Origin of the sequence: Oryzihumus sp., from assembly GCF_036391795.1 — a bacterium.
Taxonomy (GTDB): domain Bacteria; phylum Actinomycetota; class Actinomycetes; order Actinomycetales; family Dermatophilaceae; genus Oryzihumus.
In genome coordinates this window covers 1-11109 of record NZ_DASVZH010000165.1, presented here as the reverse complement: position 1 = coordinate 11109, position 11109 = coordinate 1, and the positions used below count along the sequence as shown (strand labels likewise).

Annotated in this window: 11 protein-coding genes and 1 tRNA gene; 5 read left to right on the top strand and 7 right to left on the bottom strand. The window is 73.0% G+C overall.

Annotated elements, in window-relative coordinates; translation table 11 throughout:
- Positions 1-137: 137 nt before the first annotated feature.
- Both VF825_RS10255 and VF825_RS10250 read right to left on the bottom strand, forming a co-directional pair.
- Positions 138-211, bottom strand: a tRNA-Met gene (locus VF825_RS10255).
- A 51-nt stretch (positions 212-262) separates the two neighbouring features.
- Positions 263-3298 carry a UPF0182 family protein gene (locus tag VF825_RS10250; protein ID WP_414695820.1) on the bottom strand — a complete coding sequence of 1012 codons (3036 nt, stop codon included), beginning with the start codon at positions 3296-3298 and terminating at the stop codon, positions 263-265.
- Between the two features lie 117 nt (positions 3299-3415).
- Here VF825_RS10250 and VF825_RS10245 point away from each other — a divergent pair, with 117 nt between their 5' ends.
- Positions 3416-3967: a PPA1309 family protein gene (locus VF825_RS10245; RefSeq protein ID WP_331112857.1), complete on the top strand. Its 552-nt coding sequence runs from the start codon at positions 3416-3418 to the stop codon at positions 3965-3967.
- Between the two features lie 27 nt (positions 3968-3994).
- On the opposite strand, the gene VF825_RS10240 is transcribed toward VF825_RS10245, so the two are convergent.
- The 3 genes from VF825_RS10240 to VF825_RS10230 are packed head-to-tail and all read right to left on the bottom strand — an operon-like array spanning position 3995 to position 6617.
- Positions 3995-5101, bottom strand: coding sequence for a YlbL family protein (locus VF825_RS10240; RefSeq protein WP_331112855.1), 1107 nt, complete (start codon positions 5099-5101; stop codon positions 3995-3997).
- Positions 5098-5547 carry a molybdenum cofactor biosynthesis protein MoaE gene (locus tag VF825_RS10235; protein ID WP_331112853.1) on the bottom strand — a complete coding sequence of 150 codons (450 nt, stop codon included), beginning with the start codon at positions 5545-5547 and terminating at the stop codon, positions 5098-5100. Before VF825_RS10235 ends, VF825_RS10240 begins: the two co-directional genes overlap by 4 nt.
- The gene (locus VF825_RS10230) at positions 5544-6617 is read right to left on the bottom strand and encodes an NAD-dependent epimerase/dehydratase family protein (protein WP_331112851.1); all 1074 of its coding nucleotides are present in this window, start codon (positions 6615-6617) and stop codon (positions 5544-5546) included. Before VF825_RS10230 ends, VF825_RS10235 begins: the two co-directional genes overlap by 4 nt.
- A 103-nt stretch (positions 6618-6720) precedes the next feature.
- Here VF825_RS10230 and VF825_RS10225 point away from each other — a divergent pair, with 103 nt between their 5' ends.
- Complete coding sequence (locus tag VF825_RS10225; RefSeq protein ID WP_331112849.1) at positions 6721-8139, top strand: zinc-dependent metalloprotease; 1419 nt, start codon at positions 6721-6723, stop codon at positions 8137-8139.
- Positions 8136-8711, top strand: a complete 576-nt coding sequence (locus tag VF825_RS10220; RefSeq protein ID WP_331112844.1) for an NUDIX hydrolase — start codon at positions 8136-8138, stop codon at positions 8709-8711. Before VF825_RS10225 ends, VF825_RS10220 begins: the two co-directional genes overlap by 4 nt.
- Here the strand turns inward: VF825_RS10220 and VF825_RS10215 are convergent.
- Positions 8704-9243, bottom strand: coding sequence for a M48 family metallopeptidase (locus tag VF825_RS10215; protein ID WP_331112842.1), 540 nt, complete (start codon positions 9241-9243; stop codon positions 8704-8706). The genes VF825_RS10220 and VF825_RS10215 overlap by 8 nt on opposite strands.
- A 105-nt stretch (positions 9244-9348) precedes the next feature.
- The gene (locus VF825_RS10210) at positions 9349-10173 is read right to left on the bottom strand and encodes an enoyl-CoA hydratase/isomerase family protein (RefSeq protein WP_331112840.1); all 825 of its coding nucleotides are present in this window, start codon (positions 10171-10173) and stop codon (positions 9349-9351) included.
- 136 nt (positions 10174-10309) lie between these two features.
- Here VF825_RS10210 and VF825_RS10205 point away from each other — a divergent pair, with 136 nt between their 5' ends.
- Together VF825_RS10205 and VF825_RS10200 are read left to right on the top strand one after the other, a co-directional pair.
- Positions 10310-10474, top strand: a complete 165-nt coding sequence (locus VF825_RS10205) for a DUF5679 domain-containing protein (protein WP_141789218.1) — start codon at positions 10310-10312, stop codon at positions 10472-10474.
- Positions 10475-10670: 196 nt separating this feature from the next.
- On the top strand, positions 10671-11109 hold a 439-nt coding region (locus VF825_RS10200; protein WP_414695819.1), incomplete at its 3' end, for a hypothetical protein.

Genomic DNA, 11109 nt, shown 5'->3' with positions numbered 1-11109 from the left:
CTTCATCGTGCCGGGACTGCGTTTAACGTTGCCCTTCCGCTCCGCACCGCCGCTCGCGGGGCAAAAGTTGGGCAAAAGTTCGCCCCACAGTGTCCGGAGCACCCAACAAAAAGGCCCTGTTTCCAGGGCCTTCGCAGTAGCGGGGGCAGGATTTGAACCTGCGACCTCCGGGTTATGAGCCCGGCGAGCTACCGAGCTGCTCCACCCCGCGTCGGTGAACTGAACATTACGCGAGGCGGTGCGGCCGGGGCAAATCGCCTGCTCAGCCGGTGCCCGTGGCCGACCCGGACGGCTTCGCCGTGGCCGACGGCGACGGGGTCACGGTGACCGACCCGCCCTTGGGCTGGGCGGCGACGGCGCGGGCGATCGCGTCCTGCAGGTCCTTCTGCGCCTGCCCGTATGCCGCGAAGTCACCCTTCTTGAGCGCGTCCTGTCCCGCGGCATACGCCCGCTGGGCATCGGCGAGCGCCTTGGCCAGCGCGGTCGAGGACCCGGTGCCCGTGCCCGTGCTCGGAGGCGTGGTGGTGGCGCCGGACCCGGAGTCGCCGGCCACGGCTCCGGCGTTGCCGCCGAACAGGCCGTCGAGCGCCCCCGTGAGGGTGTCCGACCAGGCCAGCTTGTCGCCGAAGGCGACCACCACGACCCGCGACAGCGGATAGGAGGAGCCCGCGGTGCCGCTGACGTAGATCGGCTCGACGTAGAGCAGGCCGCCACCGACGGGCAGCGTCAGCAGGTTGCCCAGGTCGACGTGGGAGCCGCCCTGCCGGTTGAGCGACAGGAACTGCGACAGGGTCTGGGTGAACCGCGGCGAGCCGATGTTCGAGGACTCGATGTCGTTCTGCACCTGACCCGGGCCCCGCACCGTGGTGTCCCGCGGCAGCTCCAGCAGCCGCATCGCGCCGTAGCCGGCACGCCGCTGGCCCGTGGTGCTCCCGGCGTCGGAGTCGACCGCCATGAACCCGGCCAGGACCTGCCGGTCACCCTGCGGCATGAACGTCGTCGTCAGGGAGAACGCCGGCGAGCTCTGGCCGGGCATCGCCACGCTGAGGTAGTACGGCGGCTGGTCGACGACCTTCTGCTCCTGCGTCGGGTCGGACGGCACCCGCCAGAAGTCCTGGCCGCCGTAGAACGAGCCGGCGTCGGTGACGTGGTAGCGGGCCAGCATCAGGCGCTGGACCTTGAACAGGTCCTCGGGGTAGCGCAGGTGCGCCATGAGCGAGCCGCTGATCGCGCTCATCGGCTCGATCGTGCCCGGGAACGCCTTGGACCACGCCTTGAGCAGCGGGTCCTGGTTGTCCCACGCGTAGAGGTGGACCGACCCGTCATACGCGTCGACCGTGGCCTTGACCGAGTTGCGGATGTAGTTGACCTGGCCCTGCTCCAGGGCGGTGACGGCGGTCGAGCGCGAGGTCAGCGAGTCGGACGTGGCGTTGTCGATGGACTGCAGCCGCGAGTAGGGGTAGTTGCTCGAGGTGGTGTAGCCGTCGACGATCCACTGGATCCGGCCGTCGATGACCGCCGGGTAGGGGTTGCCGTCGAGGGTCAGCCACGGGGCGACCTTCTGCACCCGCTCGCGGGGGGTGCGGTCATCGAGGATGCGTGACTGGCTGTTGACCGTGTCCGAGAGCATGATCTTCAGCTCGCGGTACTTGATCGCGTAGGCCGCCTGGCGCAGGAACGAGCCGATCGCCACGCCGCCCTTGCCGGTGTAGGTGGTGTTCTGCTGGCCGTTGGCGCTGGAGTCGGGGTAGTCGAGCTCGCGCTTGGGCCCGTTGGCCGGGCCGCCGACGATCGAGTAGTCCGGTGAGGACTCCCCGAAGTAGACCCGCGGCTCGAAGGTGCCGAGCGCCCCGCTCGGCGGGATGTTCTGCTCGAAGAAGACCGGCTGGCCGTCGTCGCCGCGCTTGTTGCCGTAGGCGGCGACCACGCCGAAGCCGTGCGTGTAGACGGTGTGGTCGTTGACCCAGCCGCGCTGGGAGTCCGGCACCCCGGCCAGGTCGAGCTCACGGACCGCGATCACCGTGTCGTTGAGCTTGCCGTCGACGGTGTAGCGGTCGACGTCGAGCGCGTCCGGGAACTGGTAGTAGGACTTGACCGCCTGCAGCTGCTTGAACGTCGGGGACACCATGGCCGGGTCGACCAGGCGGATGCCGGGGATGGTGTCGGCGTCGTTGCGCAGCTGTCCCTGGGAGACCGTGGTCTCGGCCTTGTACGGCTGCACCTGGGCGGTGGTCAGGCCGTAGGCCTCGCGAGTGGCCTTGATGTTGCGGTCGATGTACGGCGCCTCGAGGGACTTCTCCGACGGCTTGACCTTCAGGCTCTGCACCAGCGCCGGGTAGATCCCGCCGACGACCACCGCGCAGACCACGAGCAGCGAGACGCCGACGATCGGCAGCCGCCACGACTTGGTCCAGATCGTCGCGACGAACAGCGCCGCGCACATCACCGCCGCCACCGCCAGGATCGCCTTGGTCGGCATCACGGCGTGGGCGTCGGTGTAGGTGATGCCGGTGATCAGCCGCGAGTCCTGGGTGGTCAGGGAGTAGCGGTCCAGCCAGTAGCTCGCGGCGCGCACCAGCACCAGCGCGGCGAGCAGCAGCGACAGGTGGATCCGCGCGGCGGTGGTGGTGCGCTCCCCGCGCCCCTGCAGGCGCAGCCCGCCGTAGACGTAGTGCGTCAGCGCGGCAGCGGCCGTGGCGAGCACGAGCGCCATGGTCAGGAAGCCGATGAGGAAGCGCAGCCAGGGCAGGGTGAAGACGAAGAAGCCGATGTCCAGGCCGAACTGCGCGTCCTTCCTGCCGAACGGCACGCGGTTGGCCCACAGCAGCCAGGTCTGCCACTGCGACGCGGCCGCGGACCCGGCGAACAGGCCCAGCACCACCGGGATGCCGACGGTGCCCAGCTTGCGCACCGGGTCGAGCATCTCCCGGTAGTGGTCGAGGTTCTGCTGCTCCGGGGACACCGGGGCGTAGACCGGCCGCTGCCGGTAGGCGATGACCAGGCTGGAGGCGACCAGCCCGGCGGTCAGCAGGCCGCCACCGACGAACAGGAGGATCTTGGTGGTCAGCTCGGTGGTGAAGACCCGCTCGAAGCCGATGCTGTCGAACCACAGCACCTCGGTCCACAGCTGTGAGGCCAGGATGACGAGCACGACGAGGGCGACGAGGATCGCCAGGGTCGGGCCGAGCGGGCCCGGGCGGCGCACCCGGAACGGCGGTGACGCCGGACGCCCCGATCCCCCCGAACCACCGTCGTCGCCGCGGTCGAACCATTCTCGATGACTCACCAGCACGCCCATCTCGCCCGGGGCCGCGCTCGTGCGCGCGTGCCCGACATGAGTCCAACTTACTCAGGACGCCGCCGGTTCCCGGGCCGTTCGCCCCGTGCCACCCCGCGATCCACCTCCCGGGCGGCCATGCGGGACGATGGGCGCGTGACCAGTGCCTTCCAACCGGTGTTCAGCCCGCTCGTGACCTCGGCCGTGGAGACGGAACGCCACGTCGCCTCCGCCGGGTGGGACCAGCCGCCGCGCCTGTTCGCCCTGGTGCGCACCCAGGACCTGCTGGCCCGTGAGCCGCACCTGCGCGGCCAGGTCCCCGAGGGCGACGACCCCGACGGCTACACCGCCATCGAGCAGGAGAACCTGCCGAACACCTCCTCGCTGGAGTCCCTGCTCGGCCGGCTGGCCTGGCCCGAGGAGGTCGACGGCGTGGCGCTGGCCGTGGAGCGGATCGTGGTGCCGCCGGAGGCCGAGCGAGACCTGCCGGACAACCCCGAGCAGGCCAGCGAGGTCCTGGCCGCCCACCCGGAGCGCAAGGACGTGCGCCTGCTCGTCGCCGTGCTGCGCGACGGGGAGTCCACCTGCCTGCTGCGCCAGCGCGAGCACGACTCCGACGACAAGGTCGCCATGGGCTCGGACATCGCCCCCGGGCTGGTGCACGCCCTCGCCGCCTCGCTGGAGGACTGACCCCGCTCCCCCGGTATGCCGCGTGCCTCAGCGCGCGGCGGCGGTCGCCGTGCAGTGCGGCAGGCCGCCGGTCTGGTGCGCGGCGATCGACTCCACGGCGTCGCGGGCCTGGCCGAACGTCCCGACCCGCACCACGGTGAGCCCGTCGGGGACGTGCCCGACGACCTCGTTGCAGTTGTCCGCGGGGGCGAGGAACCAGCGCGCGCCGTCGCGGCGGGCGCCGACCATCTTCTGGGCGATGCCCCCGATCGGGCCCACCTGGCCGTCCGGGGCCAGGGTGCCGGTGCCGGCGATCTGCTGCCCGCCGGTCAGCGCCCCCGGGCTGAGCTTGTCGTAGACGCCGAGGGAGAACATCAGGCCGGCCGACGGCCCGCCCACGTCACCGGCGTCGATGACGACGTTGACCGGCAGGTCGAACGTCGTCTGCAGGACGATCCCGAGGACGGTGCGCCCACCGGAGGCCTTGGTCGGCACGTCCAGGGTGAGCACCTCGCTGCGGCGGCGCACGGTGAGCCGGACGGACTCGCCCGGCTGGTGCTTCTGGATGGCCTCGCGGATCCCGGCTCCGTCGGTGACCTTGACCCCGTCGACGGCGAGCAGCTTGTCGCCGGGGCGCAGCTGCGCGGCCGCCGGCGAGCCCGGCTGGACCTGGGCCACCCCGACCACCTGGGGCACGGTGAGCCCGAGGTTGCGCAGCGCCACCGCCACGGCCACCTGCTGGGAGTCGGTCATGTCGGCGAGGTTCTGGGACTCGATCTGCTTGCTCGTCTGGCCCTTCGGGAAGATCTCCTGCTCGGGCAGGACGGCGCTGGACTTGTCCAGCCAGCCGATGAGGACGTCCCAGGCGTTGACCGGGTTGCCGGGCCCGCCGTAGACGGACACGGTGGTGAAGTCGAGGGCCCCGCTGGTCGGGAAGGTGCCCCGGTCCTTGACCGAGATCAGGTCCCTGCCGTCGGTGGCCCGGCCCAGGGTGTTGAAGGCCGGCCCGGGCTTGAGGATCGCGTAGGGCAGGTGCACGAGGCTGGCGACGGCACCCAGCGTGAGGACGAGGAAGGCCGCGACCAGCCAGCCGGCGGTGCGGCGGCTGATCCCGGTGTGGGCCGGACGGGAGCCGGGCTCCGGAGCAGCGCTCACGGCATACCCACCCACTCGTCGGCGCCGTCGGCGAACAGCTGGTGCTTCCAGATCGGGACCGTCCCCTTGAGCGTGTCGATGAGGTCGCGGCAGGCCTCCAGCGCGGCGCCCCGGTGGGCGGCGCTCACGGCCACCACCACGGCGAGGTCGCCGACCTCGAGGTGACCGGTGCGGTGCACCGCCGCCACCCGGACCACGTCGTGGCGCCCGGCCACCTCCTCGGCGACCCGGCGCAGCACGTCGGCGGCGGTGGGGTGGGCGGAGTAGTCCAGCGACGCCACGTCGTGGCCGTGGTCGTGGTCCCGGACCACGCCGACGAAGGTGGCGACTCCCCCCGCGTGCGGGTGGCGGACCGCGGTCAGCGCCTCGTCGACGGACAGCGCCTGCTCGCGGACGTCCGCCAGCGCCACGGCCGTGTCGACCGGCTCACCACTGACCCTGCTCACGCTCCACCTCCCTTGCGACGTCGACGCCGCATGATCGCCGCGGTGCCCACCAGGGCCACGGCCGCGCTGGCCGCCCCCAAGGCAGCGTCCTTGCGGTCGATCCGCCGGGCCGCCACCGCATGATGCCCCCTGATGCTGTGCACCAGCTCCGCGAGGCAGGCCGCGTTGTCGCGCGTCGGCTCCCACCCCGCAGCGGTCAGGGTCGCCGACGAGACGGCCCAAGGGTAGATGGCATAGGCCAGGTCGCTCGCGGGAGTGGGCAGGACGCCCACCCGGTGCAGCCGCTCGGCGGTGCCGAGGGCGACCGCGTCGCTCAGCTCCACCCGCCGCATCCCGGAGACCTGCTCGACCTCCTCCTGGCTCAGGGTGCCGGCGCAGCCGACCGTGACCACGGGGGCGAGGCGCTGCTCGACGACGACCGCGAGCGCCCGGGCCAGGTCCTCGACGTGGCAGAACTGCCACGCCGGCCGGCCGCTCTTGACGGTGAGCAGCCGGGGCGCCTCGAAGTGGCGGGTCAGGACCGTGTCGATCCCCGGACCGACCAGGGCGGCCGGGCGCACCACGGTCACGGTCAGCCCCGGGTGGACGGTGCGGGCGGTCTCCAGCACGTGCTCGACGGCCAGCAGGTCGCCGACCAGCCCCTCGTCGGGCTGCGCCGACAGCGGGGCGTCCTCCTCCAGCGGGACCGGGTTGGACGGGGAGGCGCCGTAGCTCATCGCGCTGGTGACCACGACCAGGTGGGCGACGCCGGCGGCCGCGGCCGCAGTGACCAGGGTCTGCACCTGGAGCACGGCGCGCTCGCGCCGGGTCCGCGGCGAGACGGTGAGGTCCGCGGCCAGGTCGGTGCTCGCGGCGACGTGCACGACGGCGTCGACCCCGCGCAGGGCCTTGGCCAGAGCCGGGGAGACCAGGTCGACGAGCCGCCAGTGGGCGTCGGCCGCCCCGCGCTCGGCGTCGAGCGCGACGACCTTGCCGAACGGCGACGGCTGGCCGTCGGGCGGCGGCGCGGTGAACGCGCGCACCACCTGCTCCCCGACGGGTGAAGCGGCACCGGCCACCGCGACGGTCATGGCCTTGCGCCGAGAGCGAACCCTGCCCCGGGGGGAACTCACTGTGGCCTCCGCATGGTTATCTGAGGGAAGCACATCCTCTCAGGAGGCCAAGGAGCCCCGCGTGTCCAATCCCCCTGTCCCGTCACACGAGCCCGATCCCGAGGAGCCCCACGGCAACGAGCCGGACCTGGAGCAGATGCTCCAGTCGTTCCTGTCCAACCCGGACAACCCCCAGCTGCAGCAGGCCCTGTCGGCCATGGGCATCGACAAGCTCGACCCCGCCACGATGGGCATGCTCACCGCCCAGGTGAAGGCCATGTTCTCCGGCGGGAGCTCGGACCCGTTCGACCCGGCGATGGCCACGAACATCGCCCGGCAGACCGTGTCGGCGGCCGGTGACGCCACCGTCGGCGAGGTCGCCCGGCGCCAGGTCGAGGAGGCCGTCTCGGTGGCCGAGCTGTGGCTCGACCCGGTGACCGACTTCGCCGCGACCAGCACAGTCGCCCGCGCCTGGAGCCGGTCCGAGTGGGTCGAGCAGACGATGCCGGTGTGGCAGCGGCTCGTCGAGCCGGTCGCCGGCGGGGTCAGCGCCGCGATCGTCCAGGCGATGCGCAGCCAGCTCGGCGAGGCCGGCGGCACGGTGCCGGGTCTGCCTCCGGGCATGGACCCCTCGGCGATGCTCGGCCAGATGGAGCCGATGCTCACCCGCATGAGCAGCTCGATGTTCAGCGCCCAGGCGGGTCAGGCGATCGGCGCGCTGGCCGGCGACCTGCTCACCGGCACCGAGGTGGGGCTCCCCCTCGTGCCCGGTCAGGCCATCGTCCTGCTGCCGGCCAACATCACCGCCTTCGCCGAGGGCCTGGAGGTCGACGAGCCCGAGGTGCGGATCTACCTCGCCGTGCGCGAGGCGGCCCGGGTGCGCCTCTTCGCCGAGGTGCCGTGGCTGGCCTCCCAGCTGGTCGAGGCCGTCCAGGCCTACGCCCGCGACATCAGCTTCGACATGGCCGGCATCGAGGAGGCCATGCAGCAGATCGACCCCTCCGACCCCGAGGCGATGCAGGAGGCCCTGGGCTCGCGGCTGTTCTCCCCCGAGCCGAGCGCGGCCCAGCAGGCGGCGCTGACCCGGCTGGAGACCTACCTGGCCCTGGTCGAGGGCTGGGTCGACGTGGTCACCGAGCAGGCGACCCGGGCGCACCTGCCCCACGCCGCCGCCCTGGTGGAGTCCGTACGCCGCCGCCGGGCCTCCGGTGGCCCCGCGGAGCGGCTGTTCAGCCAGCTGGTCGGCCTGGAGCTGCGGCCTCGCCGGCTGCGCGACGCGGCCAACCTGTGGGCCGCACTGGAGGCCGGCGGCGGTGTCGCCGCCCGCGACGGCGCCTGGGCCCACCCCGACGTGGCGCCGACCGCGGCCGACCTCGACGACCCGCTGGGGTTCGTCGAACGCTCCCGCTCGCACGGTCAGGGCGACGACATGGACGCCGCGCTGGAGAAGATGCTGCGCGAGGGCGGCCCGGCGGCGGGCCCTGCGGGCGAGGACGCGTGAGCGAGGACCTGGACCCGGCATACCGGCGGCTGCACGCGGACGCGACCGCGCTCCTGGAGGGCTGGAACGCCCCGACGGCCGAGCAGGACGCCCGGCGCGAGGACGTCCTCGCGCACCTGCGCGCCCACCCGGACGCCATGGCCAAGCAGGGCCCGCCCGCGCACCTGACCGCCAGCTGCCTGGTGCTCGACCCCGCCGGTGGGCACGTGCTCCTGACGCTGCACCGCAAGGCGCACCAGTGGTTCCAGTTCGGTGGCCACTACGAGCCCGGCGACGCCTCCGTGCTCGCCGCGGCCACCCGGGAGGCCCGCGAGGAGTCCGGGCTGCCCGGGCTCGAGGTGCACCCCGCCCTGGTGGACGTGGACCGGCACACCCTGGTCGGCTCGTTCGGCCGGTGCCGGGAGCACCTGGACCTGCGGTTCGCCGCGGTGGCCGAGCGCGACGGCGGGCACGAGGTGAGTGCCGAGTCCCTCGACGTGCGCTGGTGGCCGGTCGACGGGCTTCCGGCGGACGCCGGTGAGGAGCTGCCCCGGCTCATCGCCGCGGCGCGGGACTCCCTGCCGGTCAGCTGACGTCGGTCTCGACGTCGTCCTCGGCGTCGAGCGCCAGCCCGGCCGCGGCCGCGACGCCCTCGAGGTAGCCGCGGGCGCGGTCGGTGCGCGGGTAGGCCTTGAGCATCGACCAGAACTCCCGGCCGTGCCCGGGCTGGAGCAGGTGCGCCAGCTCGTGCAGGATCACGTAGTCCAGCACCCACGAGGGCATGCCCCTGAGCCGGGTGGAGATGCGGATCGAGCCGTCGGCCGGCGTGCACGACCCCCACCGGCTGTTCTGGTTGCCCACCCAGGTGATGCTCGTGGGCTTGGCCAGCCCGCCCAGGTAGCGCTCGGCGAGCTCGGCGGCCCGACGGGCCAGCTGCTCGTCGCTGGGGCTGCGCCGGCGGTCGCCGGCCTCGAGACGGCCCACCATGGTGGCCACCCACTGTCGTTCCTCGGCGGCGCTGAAACGTGCGGGGATGAGCACGACCGTGCGGCCGTCCTCACGGTAGGCGCTGACGGTGCGACGCCGTCGACGACTGCGCCGGACCTCCACCTCGTCCTTCCCCATGAGGTGAACATAAGTCACGCCAGCACGAAAACCCGAGCACTCGGGGGTTTCCTCCCGACATGTCCGGCCGCAGCGGGCCCGCGGACGCCGCCGGACCGGGGCCGCTCAGCGCCCGTGGAAGGTCGGCGCCCGCTTGCCGGCGGCCGCCGCGATCCCCTCGTGCAGGTCCTCGGTGGCCAGGGTGACCGCCTGGGCCAGGCCCTCCCACTGCAGGGCGTCCTCATAGGTCGCGTGCCCCCCGTCGCGCAGGGCCGTCACGGTGAGCCGGGTGGCGATGGGCGCGGCCGCGGCCACGCGCTCGGCCGCCTCCAGCGCCCGGTCCAGGACCTCGTCCGCGGGGGCGGCCAGGGACGCCAGCCCCAGGCCGACCGCCTCGGCGCCGGTGACGATCCGCCCGGTCAGCAGCAGGTCGCGCGCCACCGCCGCGCCGGCCACGTTCGGCAGCGACCAGGTCGTCGCCATGCCGGGGTGCAGGCCCAGGCTGGTGAACGGCACCCCTAGGCGCGCCGTCTCGGCGACGTAGCGGATGTCGCAGGCCAGCGCGAGCGCGAACCCGGCCCCGATGGCGTGGCCGTTGACCGCGGCGATCACCGGCACCTCGAGGGTCTTGACCGACAGCCAGGACCGGTAGAAGGCCAGCATCCGCCGGCGCAGGTCGGCCACCTGGGCGTCGGGCTCGGAGACGATCCACGACAGGTCACCACCGGCGTTGAAGGCACTGCCCTCCCCCGTGACCACGACGGCCGCGAGGTCGGTGTCCTCGCGCAGGGCGGCGACGAGGCGCACCCACGAGGCCGTCATGGCCTCGCTCATGGAGTTGCGCCGGTGGGGCAGGTCGAAGGTGACGACGGCGACGTGCCGCCCCGAAGCCTCCCGGCACTCGACCCGCAGGTCCTCGTAGGGGCGCTCCCACCAGCTCTGCTCGCTCATGGGCCGAGGGTAGTGAGGGGGTGCTCCGTGCGTGGAAACACCCCTCAATGCCGGACTCCGTGCTCAGGCTGGTCTAGGGTGGCCGCAGTCCGGCGCCGTACAGAGCGGCCAGGAACTTACAAGGAGACATTCAGTCATGGCTGAGACCGGCGAGACCTACAAGGGCGAGTTCTACTGCGTCAAGTGCAAGGAGAAGCGGGAGGCGGAGGGCAACGTCGTCGAGACGAACGGCCGCCGCATGGCCAAGGGCAAGTGCCCCGTGTGCGGCACCAACCTCAACCGCATCCTCGGCAAGGCCTGAGCGCCCCCCAGGTAGCTTCGCCCGCGGGCGGGACCACGAGCATCGGCTCGGTCCCGCCCGCCGGCATGTCCGGGGGCCGGCACCCCACCCGTACAAGTACTCATGTGTGCCGTTTGGCTGTGGAAACATCGGTTTGCCACTGCTGAGGGTTGGCATCGTCGGGACACGCCCGACGCCGCCCACGCCTGGAGGCCCCATGAGCCGCCCCCGCCTGAAGTCCCACGCCCGCCCGCTGCTGCGGGCCCCCGGCACCGTCCAGCTCGGCCTGGCCCCGCCCGCCGGCGCCGTCCTGGACGGCCTCTCCGAGGCCGAGGTGCGCTGGCTGGAACGGCTCGACGGCACCACCGGGCACACCCTGCTGTATGCCGAGGCCTCCGCCGCGGGCATCCCCCCGCAGCGGGTGGAGACGCTGCTGGAGACCCTGCGCGGCCTGGACCTGCTCGTCGAGCAGCCCACCGACCGCGCCTGCCTGAGCTCGCTCGGCGCGGCACGGTGGGCCACGCTCGGCCCCGACGCCGACATGCTGGCCGCCGTCCACCCCGGCATCGGGGACGGCTGGGGCGCCCTCGCCGACCGACAGGGCCAGCACGTCCTCGTCGGCGGGGACGGCAGCCTGGCGCGGTCCCTGGCGCTCC

What these genes read in the sequence shown, in the direction of transcription:
- VF825_RS10250 (WP_414695820.1), bottom strand. Translation starts at nt 3,298, where the DNA reads ATGGGCGTGCTGGTGAGTCATCGAGAATGGTTCGACCGCGGCGACGAC.
- VF825_RS10230 (WP_331112851.1), bottom strand. Translation starts at nt 6,617, where the DNA reads ATGACCGTCGCGGTGGCCGGTGCCGCTTCACCCGTCGGGGAGCAGGTG.
- VF825_RS10210 (WP_331112840.1), bottom strand. Translation starts at nt 10,173, where the DNA reads ATGAGCGAGCAGAGCTGGTGGGAGCGCCCCTACGAGGACCTGCGGGTC.
- VF825_RS10205 (WP_141789218.1), top strand. Translation starts at nt 10,310, where the DNA reads ATGGCTGAGACCGGCGAGACCTACAAGGGCGAGTTCTACTGCGTCAAG.
- VF825_RS10215 (WP_331112842.1), bottom strand. Translation starts at nt 9,243, where the DNA reads ATGGGGAAGGACGAGGTGGAGGTCCGGCGCAGTCGTCGACGGCGTCGC.
- VF825_RS10245 (WP_331112857.1), top strand. Translation starts at nt 3,416, where the DNA reads ATGCGGGACGATGGGCGCGTGACCAGTGCCTTCCAACCGGTGTTCAGC.